A 17,274-nucleotide genomic window follows, 5' to 3' on the forward strand; every position below is an offset into this window, starting at 1 on the left:
GGGCCCGGTCGGGACCCTCGGCTCCGAAGCACGACCCGGCCACGCCCGAAGCACGCCCACTGATCGACGAAGGAAACTGCCCATGGCTCGCGCCAAGCCGGTGGAGAAGGTCCACCAATCGTACGGTTCGCACTTCGACGCCATGTGCGTCACGGCCGGGCGGTTTTGGCCACGGTGCGTGCTGCCCTCGGGCGAGGAAGTCATCTTCGTCGACCTGCTCATGCAGGACGTCCGTGTGGCGCTTCGTAACCTCACCCTGGCCAACGGGATCCGTCGCATGCGCCCTGCGCGCATCGTCGCTCTCGTCGGGCCGGACCCGGACTGGCGCGACACGATCTGGCAGTACTACGACACCGATCAGCTGTCGAAGATGGCGACGGCCTGGGGCGCGGTCGACGTCATCGACGTCGGGCAGATGATCGCCGACACCCTGCAGGGTGTGAACACCTTCGAGGTGGCCAGGCACACGATCACCCTGCCGGAGACCACCGACATCCCGCAGCAGGAGTACGACGACATCGTCGCCGCCACGGCCGTTCGCATCATGCGTGTGCCCGAGGTCGACGAGCAAGTCGCGAGCGAACCGACGTACAAGCGACTCGTCGAGCGCTCCAAGCACTACGCGCGCATCTACGACGCCCTGTTCTCCCAGATCCCGACGGCTGCCTTCGTCACGAGCCACATCGACTACGCGCAGTGGGGGCTCGCGGTCGAGGCCGGTATGCGCCTCGACGTTCCCGTCATCCACGTCCAGAGCACCGGCTCCCTCAAGGCCTACGCCCTCTTCCCCGACCAGATCGAGGGCGAGGGCACCTACCGCATGCAGATGACCCGCCTCATCGCCGAGTACTTCGAGGAGTGCGTCTGGAAGCACCGTGACGCGCTACGGCGCTCGGCAGAGCTGTCGACGTGGCGTTCCAAGGTCAACCTGGGTCGCCCCTCCTGGTGGCGTGGCGGCGGATCGGTCTCGCAGCTGGAGTTCCGTACCCGCGCAGAGCGTGACAGCGTGCGCACCTTCGCGGCTCGCCGCTTCGGTTGGGACCCGGCCAAGCCGATCATCACCGTCTTCGACCACGCCGTCAGCGACGCCGTGCGCTCGAACAAGGAGATCTTCGACAACCTCGGGCACTGGTTCCGCGAGACGGTGGAGTTCGCAGCCGAGAACCCCGACGTGAACTGGCTCTTCGTCGACCACCCGGCTCAGGCGTTCTACGACAGCACGCAGATGTTCGAGAAGCTGGCCGAGAAGTACGGCCACCTCGACCACATGGTCTTCACGCCCAGCATGGACCTGTCGAAGAACGTCATCTGGAGCCTCGTCGACTACGCCGTCACCGTGCGCGGCTCGGTCTCCAACGAGTACCCCGCCTACGGCATCCCGGCCCTCCAGGCCGGTTGGTCGGAGTGGAGCCACTGCGGTATCAGCCGTCGTGCCGACACGCAGGAGGAGTACTGGCAGTACCTTCGCGAGGCGATGGACGGTCTCAACCGCGGTGACCGCATGATCACCGAGGAGCAGATCGAGCGAGCCCGGCTGTGGCTCGTCTACTACCGCGCTCTCTCGGACGTCGCCAGCCCGCTCGTGCCCCACTGGGAGTCCAGCCAGGCGGCCCGCCTGTACATGGGCGTCAACCTCGCGATGTCGCACATCGAGGCGGACGGCGACAACGTCCTCATCGCAACCCGCCGCATGTGGGATCGCCACGAGCCGTTCCTCACGCGCGCCGAGTTGCACGCCCCGACCGAAGAGCTTCCGGCCATCCTCGGCCTGGTGTCCGATCTTGAGGAGAGCCACTGATGGCAGAGCGCAATCCCGGAATGACGACGACGTTCGACGACGTCGTCACCCCGCTGACCCTGCCGGTGGACCTCACCGGTGGGGCCGTACCCGAGGCCATGGTGATGGACGGCATCGTGCGCGGCCAGGCCATCGTCGGGCGCACGCGTTCGAACGACACGATGCTCGGCCTCAAGTTCGACAACGGCGGCCGCCCGGTGCGCGTCGACCTCGAGTTGTCCGCCGACGAGGCCACCGAGAAGTGGTGGCGCGTGCGCGTGCCCGAGGAGCACCGTGAGGCCGACCTCACGCTGCCGCGTCTCGTCAGCATCCGCGCAGGTCAGAAGGCTCGACTCGTGGGTGCCGCCCTCGTGACGCAGCTCGCCGAGGACTCCCCCGGCCTCACCCGTGTCGCCGTCTCGTTCGACCTGGACGCGGACGAGATCGACCCCGAGGGGCTGCTCATGATCGAGGTGCTCGGCGTCTCGCTCGGGCGCGACGACCTGCTCGACGTGCGCCCGGCCCTCGGCCTTCGTTACGACGCCGTCCGCGTCACCGAGCGCGGCGCCGACGAGCCCCGACTTCCGGCTCAGGTCTCGGGTGGCCACACGATCAAGGCGCGCACCCGTCACGGCTGGATGAGCGTCGTGCCTGGCGAAGGCGTGACGAGCGTCGAACTCGAAGCCGTCGATGCCCCGCTCCAGTTGGCAGCACTGACCAAGAAGAACCGGTACACCCGTGTCGGCGCCAAGGCGATGCGCAAGGGCACGCGCATCGCGCGTTCGCAAGCCCGTCAGGCCGTTTCGAGCGTCGTCAACACGTCGTTCTCGGTGCCGGACGGCGCCGTGGAAGTGCTCGACCTCCAGGGCCGCCCAGTGACCGAGGGCGTCTCCGTCACGCGCGGCCCCGCAGGCCGTCTCGTCGTGACGCTCGCGGAGTCCGTCACCGAACCGGTGCTCGTGCACATCGACACCAAGCCGCAGGGTCGCCGCTCGGCCGGTTTCCTCGGCGCCACCGAGTGGGCCATCGTCGGCGTCCACTGACGCACCTGACGGCAACGCCGAAACGGGCCGGGCACCGCACACCTCGAGGGGTGACGGTGCCCGGCCCGTTTCGTCGGCCGGATCTCGCCCGGCCTATCCGGATTCAGGAGTCGACGGTGACCGCCGACTCGGGCAGCGGTGTGACGAGGCCGCCGTCGTCGCGCAACGGCTGACGCTGCCAACCGAAGGCCTCACGGACCTCGGCGGGGTTGAGCAACGCGTCCTGACCGAGTTCCTCGGCGGCGAGCTGGCGCCCCAACTCGAGAGGCACGAAGGGCTGGTAGAGCTCGGGCAGAAGACGGTGCGGTTTCTGCGACCCGCCGAGGATGGCGTGGTCGTTCATGATCTCCATCGGGTCACCGTAGATGCCGATCTGGGCACCGGCGGAGGCGCCGTAGAACAACGCGCTCGAGGCCCGATTGCTCACGACCCGGCGATGACGGCGGATCTCCGCGAGCTGCTTGCGCAGGAAGTTCACGTCGGTGTTCTTCCACATGTATCCGCGCTCACCGTGCGTGATCACGCGGGCGCCGAGGCTCTCGTAGATACGGCGCACCCGCGCGTCGCGGTACTCGTTGATGTAGAGACTCACGGTGATGGGAACGTCGCCCTCCACCTCGCGGATCTCACGCATGTACTCCTCGTGCGAGCCGACGATCTGCTGCCCCTCCCAGCCGTGGAAGGGGTAGACGATCGTTCCCTCGCGCTCGGGCTCGGTGGCCTCCCACCCGTGCTGGTCGTGCTGTTCGAGCAGGTACGCCCAAGGTGCCCCCACGACGACGTACGGGTGCAGCCCGAGAGCCCAACCACGACGCGCCACGGTGTTCGACCACACGAGCTTCGGGTAGCCGGCGACGAACGTCGTACCCACCGCGAAACCGTCGTGGATGTTCCAGCCGTGCTGCAGGAAGCCCCAGATGCGGGGCACGCCCTGCACCCCGGCGTACTCGGCCATGATGTGGGCATGGCCGTAGAAGTGGTTGGCGTGGTGCATCTCAGGCCCCGACGAAGCCCCGAATGAGCTCGATGACGCGATCGACGTCGTCGTCCGTGAGGTCGGGGAACATCGGCAGGCTGATCTCCTGCTCGTAGTAGGCCTCCGCCGTGGGGCACATGCCACGCCGGTAGCCCAGATCGGCGAAGTAGGGCTGCCAGTAGACGGGGATGTAGTTCACCTGCACACCGATACCCTGCTCGCGCAGGTGCTCGAACAGCTCACGGCGGCGTCCGTCGGTGATGCGCAGCGGGTACAGGTGCCACACCGGGTCAGCGCCCGCCCGGTGACCGGGCAGCGTGAGCTGCTCGATGCCCGCAAGGCCCTCGTTGTACCGATCGGTGATCTCCTGGCGGCGCGTCTTGAACTGTCCCAGACGCGTGAGCTGGCTCGAACCGAGCGCGGCCTGCAGGTCGTTGAGGCGGTAGTTCAGCCCCAGCTCGGGCATCTCGTACCACCAGGCGCCCTCGTCCTTGCTTCGCAGCTGCTCGGGCTCGCGGACCATGCCGATGCCCTTGAAGCGGCGAGCGCGCTCCACGACGTCGGCGTCCTTGGCCACGACGGCACCGCCCTCACCCGTGGTGAGGTTCTTCGTCGGGAAGAAGCTGAACGTCGTGATGTCCGCGAGCGAACCCACCGGCGTGCCGTCGAGCGAACCGCCGACGGAGTGCGCCGCGTCCTCGAGGAGGTAGGCACCGGCCTTCTTCGCCACGGCCGAAAGGCCCTCGGCGTCGATGGGGTGGCCGCCGTAGTCGACTCCCGCGACGACCTTGGTCGCGCCCGTGATCTCCGCAGCCACAGCGTCGGGGTCGAGGTTGCCCGTGTCCTCGCAGATGTCGGCGAAGACGATCTTGGCGCCGAGAATCGAGGCCGTCGTCGCGGTGGCGAGGAAGGTCAGCGGCGTCGTGATGACCTCGTCGCCGGGGCCCACCTGCGCGGCCGCGTAGGCGACGTGCAACGCCGCCGTGCCCGAGGTGACCGAAACGGCCTGATTCGGGCTGCCCGCGAGCTGCGCGATCTCCTCCTCGAAGCGCGTGACGTAGGGACCCGTGGTCAGCCAGTCACCGGTGAGGACCTCCTCGACGACCTTGACGTCGTCGGCGCTGATGGACTGTCGGCCGTACGGTAGAACCATCGAGCGCCTCAGATACCCGACGAGAGGATCTGCTGGAGCTCCTCGATCGTGTACCACTGGTCGTTGTCACCCGAGGAGTAGTGGAAGCCGTCCTCGACCGGAACGCCGTCGGCAGGGGCCTCGTAGCCCCACGTCGCGAAGTCGGGCTGCAGGACGAAGTACTTGCCGTCGTGAACGATGACCGCTCGGCGGCCTTCCTCCGGCGAGATCATCTCCTCGTGGAGCTTCTCACCGGGGCGCAGACCCACGTCGTGCATCTTGGCACCGGGGGCGATGGCCTGGGCCAGGTCGGTGACCTTCATCGACGGAATACGCGGCACGAGCAGTTCGCCGCCCTGCATCAGCTCGAAGGTGTCGAGCACCATCTGGCAGGCGTCGCCCAGCGTGATGAAGAAGCGGGTGCAGCGCAGGTCCGTGATCGGCAGCGATTCGCCGGCCTCGTGCATCGCCTTGAACTTCGGGATGATCGAACCGCGCGAGCCCATGACGTTGCCGTAGCGCACGACGGCGAAGCGCGTCGGGTAGGCGGCGGCGTAGTGGTTGCCGAGGATGAACAGCTTGTCGGCCGTCAGCTTCGTCGCACCGTAGAGGTTGATCGGGCTGGAGGCCTTGTCCGTCGACAGGGCGACGACCTTCTGGACGCCGGCGTCGATCGAGGCCTCGATGACGTTCTGGGAGCCGATGACGTTCGTCTTGACGAATTCGTACGGGTTGTACTCGGCCGTGTCGACCTGCTTGAGAGCGGCCGCGTGAACGACGTAGTCGATGCCGTGCATGGCACGACGCAGACGGTCGAGGTCACGGATGTCACCGATGAACCAGCGCAGACGCGGGTCGTCCTTGAAGAGAGCGCGGCACTCCCACTGCTTCAGCTCGTCACGCGAGTAGATGACGACGCGCTTCGGGTTGTGCTCGGCGAGGAGCTTCGAGATGAAGGCCTTACCGAAAGAACCGGTACCACCGGTAACGAGGATGGACGATCCTTCAAGAATGCTCACTCGGGGCTCCCATTGCGTTGTTCGTGCATCGGGCGGCTGACGTTCGGCACGTCGGCGAAACTCTGCCCGATTCTTGACATTCCCCGCAAGGCTAGCACCAGCGCGCGAGGGCCCAGGGACTCGACACGTCGCGGCGAGTCACCTCCCGTGGCGCCCGTGCCACCATGGCGCCATGACGACGCAGCCCTCCCCCACCGGCGCCGATCGGGCAACCTCGGCCATCGTCCTTCGCACCGATGCCACGGCGTCCATCGGAGTGGGTCACGCCATGCGGTTGCTCGCACTGGCGCAGGAGTTCATCGCTCGTGGCCGATCCGTCCACCTCGCGGGCGAACTGGCCCTGGACTGGGTCGAACGTTCCTACCGTGACGCCGGAGTGACGTTGCACACGCGGCCCGACGACCCGGCGGCCCTGGGGGATCTCGCCGACCGGCTCGCCGCGTCCTTCGTCGTCATCGACGGGTACGACTTCGGCCCTTCGTGGGGCGCTCATCTCAGGCGGCACGGGCTGCCCGTCACGGCCATGGTCGACGGTCGCTTCGGCGCCGATCAGGACGCCGACCTGTACGTCGACCAGAATCCCGGGGCCACTCCGAGGAAGGTCGAGGCGGGGCGGCAGGCCCTGGCCGGCGCGCCCTACACGCTCTTTCGCGACGACGTCCTCGCCCTGCGCAAGGAGGTCGCCGGGCGGGCACGGCCCGGAGCACGGGAGCGACTCAGCGTCCTCGCCGTGTTCGGCGGAAGCGACCCCATGGGCGCCGCTCCGCTCGTCGCTCCGATCGTCCTGCAGGCGGCTGCGGCCGCCGGAGTCGGGATGGACCTCACGGTCGTCACGCCCGACGACGCCTGGGCCGCGCCGTTGCGGGAGGACCTGCCCGTCGACGTCACGTTGACGACAACGGGCCCCGTCACCGATCTGGCGGCCCGTGCTGCGCGCAGCGATCTAGTCGTCACCGCCAGCGGCTCGTCCGTGTGGGAGCTCCTGTGCCTGGGGGTGCCCACGGCAGTCGTGTGTGTCATCGACAACCAGCGGCTCGGTTACGACATGGTGATCGAAGCCGACCTCGCGCTCGGCGTGGGCCACCTCGACGAACTGCACGCGGTGGGCACGAGCCGTGAGGACGCGACACGCCGACTGGCGAGTGCTCTCGGCGACCCCCTTGCCCGGGAGGCCCGCGCGCAGCGGGGGCGGGAGTTGCTCGACGGTGACGGCCGCCGCCGCGTCGCTGACGCCATCGAGGCGCTTCGTCGCTAGGGTGAGAGCGCACGTGCTCTCGTCCCTGCTTTCTCCCGGAGGTCCCCGTGACCCGCACCCGTGTCGTCGTCCAGTCCCGGCTCAACTCGAGTCGTCTGCCGGGCAAGGCCCTCATGACGATCGGTGGCATGCCGCTCATCGAGCTCGTGGCCCGGCGCGCGTCACGTGACGGGCACGAGGTCATCGTCGCGACGAGCGAGGAGCAGTACGACACGCGCATCTTCGATCACCTGCACCGCGTCGGCATCCCCGCCATGAGGGGCTCCCTCGACGACGTGCTCGGACGCTTCGTCGCCGCGACGCGCGACCTCGACGACGACGACCGCGTCGTTCGTCTCACCGGCGACAACCCGGTCGGCGACTCGAGCCTCATCGACGAACTCATCGAGGCGATGGACGCCGGCGGCTTCGAATACGGCCGCAACGACGTCTCCCGTATGCCGGAGGGCCTCGGCTGTGAGGTCTTCCGAGTTCGCGACCTGCGTCGCGCAGCGGCCGAGACCGACACGCCCTACGACCGCGAACACGTCACGCCCTGGCTTCGGCGGAACGTCAGCACGCTCGACTACGTCCCCGAGGACAACCCCGGAGACCCCGAGCGCTTCCGCTGCACCGTCGACGTCCTGTCGGACTACGACCGCGTCTGCCGCCTCTTCGCCGACAAGACCGATCCGGTGAGCGTGCCCTGGATCGACCTCATCAACGAGATCGGCGGCAGCGCGTTCACCGCGGGCCCCAGCGTGCCGCGGCGTGACCGGAGCGAACTCGACCAGTCCGTCATGATCCTCGGCGGCCAGGCGTTCGCCGGGCCCCTCGCACCCTCCTCGACGGAGATCCGCGCGATGCTGGCCACCGCCGTCAACCGCGGCGTCAACCACGTGGAGGTGGGACGCGGCGACCACAACGCGGAGGAGATTCTGCACAAGTGTGGTGAACCGCAGCTGACGCAGCGTCTGCACTTCATCTCGCGGCTGCGCGAGATCCGTACGAACGACCCGCGTCTGGCCGCGACAACGGTCGAGGCCCAGCTCGAGCGTTCGTTCGCCGAGCTCGGCCGCCGTAAGGCGTCTGCGGTGCTCATGGCGAACGTCGACGAGGCGCACAGCGCGGACGGCACGGGCTGGCACCGCCTTCGCGACTACCGCGAGTCCGGCGAGGTGGGCCGTATCGGCGTCAACGTCGAATCCCTCGACGAGTTGCGCCGTGCTCTGGAGCTGACCGACATCGGTTACGTTCAATTCCCCCTCGGCGTCGCCGACCGCGCCCTGAGCGGCGCACGCGAGCTCCTCACGGACCGCGACGTCGTCGTCACCACCCACGCGACCTTCGCGGGCGGCACGGTCTTCGAGCCCACCGAGCTCAACCGACAGCTGGTCCTCCTGGCCCACGAGCTGGGACGCGCGAACGTCGCAGATCTGTGCGTCGCCTACAGCCTGGGCCACCCCTTCGTCGACTCGATCGCCGTCGGCACCCGAAGCAACCAGCAGATGATCGACGACCTCGCCTACTGCCTCAACGCGCCGTTGACGCCCGACGAGGTCGACCTCGTCGACGAGCGTCTCGCCTCGGTGCTCACGTCGTGACGACGACACCCTGGCAGGTCCTCGAGGCCATGACGCGCAGCGACGCGACGGCGCCGCGTCTCACGTTCTACGACCGAAGCGACGAGCCGACCCGCGGCGAGCGAATCGAGCTCTCTGCGAAAGTGCTGACGAACTGGGTGAGCAAGGCGGCGAACCTCCTCACCGAGGAGTTCGACGTGGAAGCCGAAACGAGAGTCGGCATCAACCTCCCCGCCGCCCACTGGCGCACGGCGTACTGGTGTCTCGCGGCTTGGTCATTGGGTGCCTGTGTCGAGTTCTCCGACAGCGACGCCGGAACCTTCGCCGACGAGGACGGGCTCGATGTCCTTGTGACGAGCGTTCCCTCGCCGGACTTCGGTGGCGACCAGGTGGTCGTCACCCTGGCGATGCTGGCACGGGGCGCTGCCGTGGAGGTACCGGCCGGGGCACTCGACGAGGCCCGCGAGCTGAGCACCTACGCCGACCTGTTCGTCCCGTTCGACGAGCCTGCCGGAAGCGCCGTCGCGTGGGTCGCCGGAGACGAGAGGGTCACCTTCCGTGACCTCGTGACACCCGACGGAACCGGCGAACGGCGTTTCCTCGCCGGCGCCGATCCCACACAGATGCTGCGCTGCTGGGTGGGTGGTGGCAGCGTCGTCATCGTCCGCGGCGACGCTGACCCGGTCGAACTCGACACCCTGCTCGCCCAGGAGGGCGTCCAGCGCCACTGAGGACGAACAAACGCCGCCGCCCCTTCCTGGTCTTCATGAGGGGGCGGCGGCGTTCGGCCTTCTGGGGGCTCGCAGCCTCAGGAGATGCCTGCGTCGAGATCCTTGTTGTAGTGCGCGAGCACGTCCTTCATCGGACCGTCGTCGACCAGCGTGCCGCCGGACAGATAGAGCCCTCGGGTGCAGAAACGCTTGAGGTCGCCCTCGGAGTGACTCACGAGGAACATGCTCCGCCCCTCGGCGAGCAGCTCCTCCATCCGCGTGTAGCACTGTTCTCGGAAGGCTCGGTCACCGACGGCGAGCACCTCGTCGACGAGGATGATCGGCTCGTCGAGCTGAGTGATGACGGAGAAGCCCAGCCTCACCTGCATGCCGGAGCTGAAGTGTCGGAAGGGCAGGTCGAGCCCCCGCGTGACCTGCGGACCGGCGAACTTCACGATCTCGTCGAAGCGTTCGTCGACCGTTTCCTTCCTCATGCCGTGCAGGCCGGCCATGAGGTAGATGTTCTCGCGTGCCGACAGTTCTCCGATGAACCCGCCGGTGAGCTCGATCATCGGGGCGACGCCCTCGGTGACCTTCGCGTAGCCCTCGTCCGGCAGGAGCGTTCCCGCGATCATCTTGAGCAGGGTGGACTTGCCGCCACCGTTCGCTCCGACGAGACCGACCGCCTCGGCCCTGCCCACGTCGAACGAGACGTTGCGCAGGGCCCAGAAGGTCTCCTTCGCGTACGTGGTCTGTCGGCGGTAGACGAGTTCGCGCAACGACAGGTTGCGCTTGCGACCCTTGAGGAACTCGATGCCGAGGTCGTGGACCTGGATGACCGGCTCGCCCTCGGGGGTGTTCCACTCCAGTGCCATGTCAGATCTCCTTGAGGATCGCCGGTTCGAGCTTGCGGAACACCCAGGAGCCGAATGCGAGCCACGCCAGCGAGACGATGAGGGCATAGATCCAGGCGTGCCAGTCCGGGCCGTACTGACTGATGAACCCGGCGCGGTACATGTCGGTGATGCCCGTGAGCGGGTTGAGCTGAATGAGGAACTTGGCCCAGGTCCACTCCGCCGGCAGCTTCGCCTCGAGGAAGTGCAGCGAGTAGACGATCGGGGTGACGTAGAACAGCACGCGCAGGCCGATGCGCGTAATGCGGGCGAAGTCGTCGACGAGCGCGGTCACGGGCGCCATGACGAGGCCGATACCCGTGAGCAGGATGAACTGGACGATGAGGGCAGGGATCCAGAACACGAGTTCCCAACTCAGGCTCACCTCCCCCCGGAGCATGTAGAAGACCAGGAAGCCCAACAGGATCGGCAGGGAGAGCAGATGCTCGATGCCCTTCGAGGTGACGACGCGCATGACCCACAGCTCGCGGGGCAGGTTGGTCGAGCGCACGAGGAGGCGTTCGGCGTAGAGCGCGCGCGAACTCTCGTTGATCACGTTGCTGAACCAGTTGTAGGCGAGCAGACCCGCGACGAGGAACAGCACGATCGGAACACCGTCGGTGCTCGCCCACTTCTGGTCGGACGACGAGGACAGACCGGGCTTGCCGTGGCCGCCGTAGATGAAGCCGAAGACGAACGCGTAGACGAGCGCCATGGCCAGCGGATCGATGAGCGTCCACAGATAGCCGAGCACGGAACGCGCGTACCGCACGCGAAGATCACGTCGGACGAGCGTGTCGAGCGTGGCTCGATGCGCCCAGATCCGCGCAAGACGGTTGTGTGAGTTCATGGTTTCCTTCGTGCTCCTGCGTTCGCCCGCGAACCTTGCCGCGCGCTACGCGGCACCTCAGCCTAGCGAGCACATCCTGGGAGTTCCGTCAGGCTCGCGGCGCTTCGCCTGGTTCGGCCGCTTCGAGCTCGACGTTCGAGGTGATGAACCCAGTGCCCCAGGCCATGTGCATCGTGGCGAGGACGAAAGGCATCCGGACGATGACCTGCGGCGAACGTCCCGAGGCCGCACGGACACCGCCTGCTGTGACCAGGGCCGCGTAACCGAGCGGCGCAGCGAGCGCGGGCCGCCACTTCAGACCGATCAGGCTGCCCGCCACGACACCCGCGACGGCGACCGGCGGGGCGAGATAGCGCAGGTTGATCGAACCCTTGTGTTGACGAGCCACGACCCGCCGCCAGGTGCCGTATTCGAAGTACTGCTTGGCGAGCGCCTTGAGCGTGGCGCGCGGGCGGTAGGTGACGCGCAGGTCGGGGGTGAACCACACCGTTCCGCCGCCCTTGCGGATCCGAAAGTTGAGTTCCCAATCCTGGGCGCGGGTGTAGCGCGGGTCGTACATGCCGACCTTCTCGATCCACTCCCGCGCGAAGTTGCCGAGGTAGACGCTCTCGACCGGGCCGGCCTCCCCGCCCTGCTTGAACTTCACTCCACCGACGCCGATCTTGGACTTCATGGCGCACTCGACGGCCTCCTCGAAGGGCGTCGTGCCCTCGGCGTCCATGATGCCGCCGACGTTGGCCGCGCCGGTCTCGCGCAGAAGACGCTCGACGGTGGCGAAGTACCCCGGCGAGAGGATGCCGTGCCCGTCCACGCGGACCAGGACGTCGTGGTGGGTTGCGGCCAGGGCAGCGTTGAGTCCGTCGGGGGTTCGTCCGGTCGGGTTCTCGACGAGAGTGATGCGTTCGTCACGTTCGGCGAGCGCACGGGCCACGTCCCAGGTGCGGTCGGTGCAGGGGCCGATGGCGAGCACGACCTCGACGGGGCCGTCGTAGCGTTGGGCCAGGATCGCGGTGACGGCTTCCTCGAGGTGCTTCTCCTCGTTGAGGATCGGCATGAACACCGAGATTCCGCGGCGCATGCTCGGGTCGACCGGCGGCGTCGGGGCGCTCGTCACGGGCTCGCTCGTCACGGTGATGATCGCTCCTGAAGTCATGGGCTCGTGAACGTCGCCCCAGCCTACCCGCGCGCAGAAGACACCTCACGCGCGTCACGCCGACGCCCCTTCCATGACGCTCGTGCTAACACGCCGCGCGAATGCGATGTCAGCCCAATCCCGGAAGCGACCCCCTACCCTCGGAGGGTGCCTCACCCGAATGACCCTCGCCGCCCGTCCGGCACGCCGCGTCCCGAGGACCGTGGCGCCGGGCCGTCCGGAGTGCCCGCGGACGATGACGCGTTCGTCATCGACACCCGCCGCTCCAAGGGAAACCGCCGGGCCCTGCCCCAGCGTCCTCGCCGCCCCGACGAGGGCAGCGCGCAGGCCATTCCGGTTCGAGGCGAGGGGGACGCTCCCCGCCAGGGCAAGCGTCGTCAGCAGGGCGAGGTCCCTCCGGACGCCCCGCGCGACGGTCGGACGTCTCGTCCGCTCCAGGGCGCGCCGCAAGGCGGGCGTCCTCAGCGACCGCAGGACGGGGCGCGACCTACGGCTGCCGCGCCGCGTGACGACAGCACACGCGTCATGCCCACCTCGGGACGCCCCGAGCGGCCCGTCCGGGGCCGCTCCACGGACGCGGCCTACGCGTCCGCCGGCGCCGCGGGTGGGTACGGCGCTGACGCCGGGCGAGACGGTTTCGACGCCCACGACGGCAACGGCGGGCGTCCGCCCCGCGGCCCGCGCCCGGGTGACCGGTTCGACGGTGACGGCTCAGGGCAGCCCCCGCACCGCCCGCGGCGTCGGGGGAAGAAGATTCTCGCCGGTGTCCTGGCCCTGCTCATCCTCTGGGTCGGCACTCTCGTCTGGGCCGGCAACTCGGCCTGGAGCAAGGTGAAGAAGCTCGACGCCGTCCCCGCGCAGCATCTCGCGGAAGACGGCAAGGGCAAGAACATCCTGCTCGTCGGTTCCGACGCCCGCACAGGTCTGACGCCGGAGCAGCGCAAGAAGCTCGGCACCGGCACCGCCGAGGGCAAGCGCACGGACTCGATCATGGTGTTGCACATGGGCGGCGACAAGCCGACCCTCATGTCGATCCCCCGGGACAGCTACGTCGACATCCCCGGCTACGGCAAGAACAAGATCAACGCGGCGTTCTCCTTCGGTGACGCGCCGCTGCTCGTCAAGACGATCGAGCAGAACACGGGCATCCACATCGACAACTACATGGAGATCGGCTTCGGCGGCTTCGCGTCGGTCGTCGACACCGTCGGTGGCGTCAACATCTGCGTCAAGAACGACATGGACGACCCGAAGGCACACATCAACCTCAAGAAGGGCTGCCAGGACATGGACGGCGCGACGGCGCTCGGTTACGTCCGAGCCCGTTACTCCGACCCCGAGGGCGACATCGGGCGCGCGAAGCGTCAGCGTCAGTTCCTCGGGGCCCTCATGGGCAAGGTTTCCTCGCCGGCGAACATCCTCGTGCCGTGGCGCCTCAAGGGTCTCGGAGAGTCCAGTGCGCAGGGGCTCGCCGTCGACAAGGACATGGGGATGATCACGGCGGCCCGCGTCATGCTGACGCTCAAGAAGCTCTCCGGTGACGGCGGGAACTCGGTGGTCGTGCCCATCAGCAACAACGCGCTGCCGACTGCCGTCGGTGAGGCTGTCGAGTGGGATCAGCAAAAGTCCCGGGAGCTGTTCAAGGCGATCCGCGAGAACGGCGACACATCGAAGTTCGTCGTCAAGACGCCCGCGGCGGCCAACTGATCCACAACAGGTCGGCGACGAGGTGCCCGAGCGCACTCACCGCAGCTGACGTCCCGGCCCTGCCCGTGGACACGGCGAAGGGCCCCGGCATGACGCCGGGGCCCTTTCTCGTGTGCTCGAACCTCAGTAGCCCTTGAGCACCTGACGCCCCATGACGAGGCGCTGGATCTGGTTGGTGCCCTCGTAGATCTGCGTGATCTTGGCGTCGCGCATCATGCGCTCGACCGGGAAGTCGCGCACGTAGCCGGCGCCGCCGAGCAGCTGGACGGCGTCGGTCGTGACCTCCATCGCGATGTCGGAGGCATAGCACTTGGCTGCCGCGCCGAAGAACGTGAGGTCCTTGTCCTCGCGCTCGGACTTGGCAGCGGCCACGTAGACCATCTGACGCGCCGTCTCCACCTTCATCGCCATGTCGGCGAGCATGAACTGGATCGCCTGGTTGTCGGCGATGGCCTTGCCGAACTGCTTGCGCTCCTTGACGTAGCCGACGGCGAAGTCGAGTGCGCCCTGGGCGATACCGACAGCCTGGGCCCCGATCGTGACGCGCGTGTGGTCGAGCGTGCGCAGGGCGATCTTGAGGCCCTCACCCTCCGCGCCGATGAGGCGGTCAGCGGGAATACGGCAGTTGTCGAAGTGGAGCTCACGCGTGGGCGAACCCTTGATGCCGAGCTTGCGCTCCTTCTCGCCGAAGTCGAAGCCCTCGTCACCCTTCTCGACGACGAACGCCGAGATGTTGCGGCCGCGCTCGCCGTCGGGGTCGGTGACGGCGAGAACCGTGTAGAACTCCGACTCGCCGGCGTTCGTGATCCACGACTTCTGACCCGTGAGGACGTAGCTGTCGCCGTCCTTCTTGGCCTTGGTACGCATGGACGCGGTGTCCGAGCCGGCCTCGCGCTCGGACAGGCCGTAGGAGAACATCGCCTCGCCGGCGCCGAGCTGCGGCAGGTACTTCTTCTTGATCTCCTCGCCGCCGCCGAGGATGACGGGCAGTGAGCCGAGCTTGTTCACGGCGGGGATGAGCGAGGAGCTCGCGCACACGCGCGCCACTTCCTCGATGACGATGCACGTACCGAGCGCGTCGATGCCGGCGCCGCCGTACTCCTCGGGGACGTGCGGGGCGGCCAGACCGGCCTCGACGAGGGCGTCGAGGGCCTCGCTCGGGAAACGGGATTCCTCGTCGACGTCGGCGGCGTGCGGAGCGATCTTGTTCTCGCACACCGGGCGGATCGCCTCACGAAGAGCCTCGTGCTCCTCGGAGATCGTGTACAGGTCGAAGTCAGGGTTACCAGCCATAGCCGCATGCTACGCGTCGGTACGCCGTCGAGGTGGGCCCGGCCGGAAGTTACCGCGGCGAAGGGAGCGGACTCGGGTTCTCGAGGCGAATTCTCGAGGCGGGCGGCGCTTGCCCTGCTGCCGGCGTCCTTTGAGCGTCAGCCCTGACGGCGGGCGACGTCCTCGCGCAGCGCCTCGCCCTTGGCGTGGGCCTCGTCGCGCAGGCTGACCTGGAAACGCTCCATCGCCTCCGCGAGGCGCGTTGCTTCCTCCCCGTCGCCGGAGGCGAGGATGCGTACGGCGAGCAGGCCGGCGTTGCGGGCGCCGCCGATCGACACGGTCGCCACGGGCACGCCGCCGGGCATCTGGACGATGGACAGCAGTGAATCCATGCCGTCGAGGTACTTCAGCGGCACCGGAACACCGATGACGGGCAGCGTCGTGACCGACGCCAGCATGCCCGGAAGGTGCGCCGCTCCCCCGGCTCCGGCGATGACGACCTTGAGCCCGCGCTTCGCAGCGCTCGCGCCGTACTCCACCATCTCGTGGGCCATCCGGTGCGCCGAGACGACGTCGGCCTCGTAGGCGATGCCGAATTCGTCGAGCACGTCGGCGGCGGCCGACATCGTCGGCCAGTCCGAGTTGCTGCCCATGACCAGCCCGACGACGGGCTGCTTCGTGTCCATGTCGTTGCTCATTCCGTCACCACTCCCTCGAGGTAGTCGCATGCGTGACGGGCGCGCCCGCGCAGGCCGACGAGATCGGTGCCGCTGACGTTGACGTGCCCGATCTTGCGGCCGGGGCGCACGCCCTTGCCGTACAGGTGGATCTTGAGTGCGGGGTCGCGCGCCATGAGGTGCTTGTACGTGGGGTACAGCTCCTCGTAGGAGCCGCCTAGAACGTTGCCCATGACGGTCCACGGAGCCCGCGCGGTGACGTCGCCGAGCGGCAGGTCGAGCACGGCGCGCAGGTGCTGTTCGAACTGACCGGTGACGGCACCGTCCATCGACCAGTGGCCCGAGTTGTGCGGACGCATCGCCAGCTCGTTGACGACGAAATCGCTCTGACCCGAACCGTTCTCGGCGACACGTTCGAAGAGTTCGACGGCCATGACACCGGTGACGTCGAGCTCCCGGGCGATCGTCACCGCGGCTTCGGCGATGCGGCCGGCGAGTGCGTCGTCGAGGTTCGGTGCGGGGGCCAGCACCTCGGTGCAGATGCCGTCGGTCTGCACGGTCTCGACGACGGGCCAAACCGCCACCTGGCCGCTGGGGCTGCGACCGATCATGACCGACAGTTCGCGGGTGAAGTCGACGGCCTCCTCGACGAGCAGCGGAGCGCCTTCGGCCTTGGCGAACCAATCCGCGGCGTCCTCGGCCGCTTTCACGACGCGAACGCCCTTGCCGTCGTAGCCGCCCGTCGGCGTCTTGAGCACGACCGGCCAGCCGTGCTCGTCACCGAAGGCTGCCAGCTCGTCGACGTCGACGACCGCGCGCCAAGCCGGGCACGGCACGCCGAGACCTTCGAGCCGCTCGCGCATCGCGAGCTTGTCCTGGGCGAAGCGCAGGGCGCTGGGCTTGGGGTGCATCGGCACACCGTCCGCCTCGAGGGCCGAGAGGACGTCGGCCGGCACGTGTTCGTGATCGAACGTGACGACGTCGCAGCCCCGGGCCCACTCGCGCACGGCCTCGGGGTCGGTGTAGTCGCCGACCGGCGAGTGCGGCACGACGAGGGCTGCGGCCGCGTCCTCGGACTCGGCGAAAATCGAGAGCGTCAGGGCCAGCTCGACCGCCGGAGCGGTGCACATGCGGGCCAACTGGCCCGCTCCGATGATGCCGACGACGGGGAATCCGCCGGGCGCGGTGGGGGCTTGGGTCTTGGAGCGCGTCACGGCCCCAAGGGTACGTGGCGGCTCGCAGGAATCA

General features: G+C 68.2%; 15 protein-coding genes. 6 read left to right on the top strand and 9 right to left on the bottom strand.

Translation table 11 applies throughout. The features are described from left to right. Positions 1 to 82 precede the first annotated feature (82 nt). Together EVU97_RS06755 and EVU97_RS06760 are read left to right on the top strand one after the other, a co-directional pair. Complete coding sequence (locus EVU97_RS06755; protein WP_129664527.1) at positions 83 to 1,798, top strand: hypothetical protein; 1,716 nt, start codon at positions 83 to 85, stop codon at positions 1,796 to 1,798. Continuing rightward, on the top strand, positions 1,798 to 2,820 hold the full coding sequence (locus EVU97_RS06760; protein WP_129664528.1) for a hypothetical protein: 1,023 nt from the start codon (positions 1,798 to 1,800) through the stop codon (positions 2,818 to 2,820). Before EVU97_RS06755 ends, EVU97_RS06760 begins: the two co-directional genes overlap by 1 nt. Positions 2,821 to 2,923: 103 nt before the next feature. Here the strand turns inward: EVU97_RS06760 and EVU97_RS06765 are convergent, their stop codons facing one another. Genes EVU97_RS06765 through pseB form a run of 3 tightly spaced genes read right to left on the bottom strand, consistent with a single transcriptional unit; the run spans position 2,924 to position 5,947 of the window. Next, on the bottom strand, positions 2,924 to 3,814 hold the full coding sequence (locus EVU97_RS06765) for a hypothetical protein (RefSeq protein ID WP_129664529.1): 891 nt from the start codon (positions 3,812 to 3,814) through the stop codon (positions 2,924 to 2,926). Between the two features lies 1 nt (position 3,815). Then, complete coding sequence (locus EVU97_RS06770) at positions 3,816 to 4,949, bottom strand: DegT/DnrJ/EryC1/StrS aminotransferase family protein (RefSeq protein ID WP_129664530.1); 1,134 nt, start codon at positions 4,947 to 4,949, stop codon at positions 3,816 to 3,818. A gap of 8 nt (positions 4,950 to 4,957) precedes the next feature. Next, positions 4,958 to 5,947, bottom strand: a complete 990-nt coding sequence (pseB, locus tag EVU97_RS06775; RefSeq protein WP_129664532.1) for a UDP-N-acetylglucosamine 4,6-dehydratase (inverting) — start codon at positions 5,945 to 5,947, stop codon at positions 4,958 to 4,960. A gap of 172 nt (positions 5,948 to 6,119) precedes the next feature. Between pseB and EVU97_RS06780 the strand changes: the two genes are divergently transcribed. The 3 genes from EVU97_RS06780 to EVU97_RS06790 are packed head-to-tail and all read left to right on the top strand — an operon-like array spanning position 6,120 to position 9,495. Next, entirely contained in the window at positions 6,120 to 7,202 is a 1,083-nt protein-coding gene (locus tag EVU97_RS06780) for a PseG/SpsG family protein (protein ID WP_129664534.1), read from the top strand. A 47-nt stretch (positions 7,203 to 7,249) separates the two neighbouring features. Beyond that, complete coding sequence (locus tag EVU97_RS06785; protein WP_129664536.1) at positions 7,250 to 8,785, top strand: aldo/keto reductase; 1,536 nt, start codon at positions 7,250 to 7,252, stop codon at positions 8,783 to 8,785. Beyond that, complete coding sequence (locus EVU97_RS06790) at positions 8,782 to 9,495, top strand: TIGR03089 family protein (protein WP_129664538.1); 714 nt, start codon at positions 8,782 to 8,784, stop codon at positions 9,493 to 9,495. Before EVU97_RS06785 ends, EVU97_RS06790 begins: the two co-directional genes overlap by 4 nt. A gap of 77 nt (positions 9,496 to 9,572) precedes the next feature. On the opposite strand, the gene EVU97_RS06795 is transcribed toward EVU97_RS06790, so the two are convergent. The 3 genes from EVU97_RS06795 to EVU97_RS06805 form a co-directional block, all read right to left on the bottom strand. After that, on the bottom strand, positions 9,573 to 10,349 hold the full coding sequence (locus tag EVU97_RS06795) for an ABC transporter ATP-binding protein (protein WP_129664540.1): 777 nt from the start codon (positions 10,347 to 10,349) through the stop codon (positions 9,573 to 9,575). Between the two features lies 1 nt (position 10,350). Next, positions 10,351 to 11,217: an ABC transporter permease gene (locus tag EVU97_RS06800; RefSeq protein ID WP_129664542.1), complete on the bottom strand. Its 867-nt coding sequence runs from the start codon at positions 11,215 to 11,217 to the stop codon at positions 10,351 to 10,353. A gap of 88 nt (positions 11,218 to 11,305) precedes the next feature. Further along, a complete protein-coding gene (locus tag EVU97_RS06805) occupies positions 11,306 to 12,370 on the bottom strand; it encodes a glycosyltransferase family 2 protein (protein WP_370448528.1) in 1,065 nt (354 codons plus the stop codon). Positions 12,371 to 12,517: 147 nt separating this feature from the next. On the opposite strand from EVU97_RS06805, the gene EVU97_RS06810 reads away from it, so the two are divergent. Continuing rightward, positions 12,518 to 14,077 carry an LCP family protein gene (locus EVU97_RS06810; protein WP_240730151.1) on the top strand — a complete coding sequence of 520 codons (1,560 nt, stop codon included), beginning with the start codon at positions 12,518 to 12,520 and terminating at the stop codon, positions 14,075 to 14,077. 123 nt (positions 14,078 to 14,200) lie between these two features. Here the strand turns inward: EVU97_RS06810 and EVU97_RS06815 are convergent, their stop codons facing one another. The 3 genes from EVU97_RS06815 to EVU97_RS06825 all read right to left on the bottom strand — a co-directional run bounded on the left by EVU97_RS06815 (position 14,201) and on the right by EVU97_RS06825 (position 17,240). Continuing rightward, positions 14,201 to 15,370 (bottom strand): acyl-CoA dehydrogenase family protein, encoded by a 1,170-nt coding sequence (locus EVU97_RS06815; protein WP_129664544.1) that lies wholly within the window; start codon positions 15,368 to 15,370, stop codon positions 14,201 to 14,203. A gap of 137 nt (positions 15,371 to 15,507) precedes the next feature. Continuing rightward, positions 15,508 to 16,035: a 5-(carboxyamino)imidazole ribonucleotide mutase gene (purE, locus tag EVU97_RS06820; RefSeq protein WP_047312177.1), complete on the bottom strand. Its 528-nt coding sequence runs from the start codon at positions 16,033 to 16,035 to the stop codon at positions 15,508 to 15,510. Between the two features lie 8 nt (positions 16,036 to 16,043). Next, the gene (locus EVU97_RS06825; protein ID WP_047311873.1) at positions 16,044 to 17,240 is read right to left on the bottom strand and encodes a 5-(carboxyamino)imidazole ribonucleotide synthase; all 1,197 of its coding nucleotides are present in this window, start codon (positions 17,238 to 17,240) and stop codon (positions 16,044 to 16,046) included. Between the last annotated feature and the right edge of the window lie 34 nt (positions 17,241 to 17,274).

The organism is Dermacoccus sp. 147Ba, assembly GCF_004151355.1.
Taxonomy (GTDB): domain Bacteria; phylum Actinomycetota; class Actinomycetes; order Actinomycetales; family Dermatophilaceae; genus Dermacoccus; species Dermacoccus abyssi.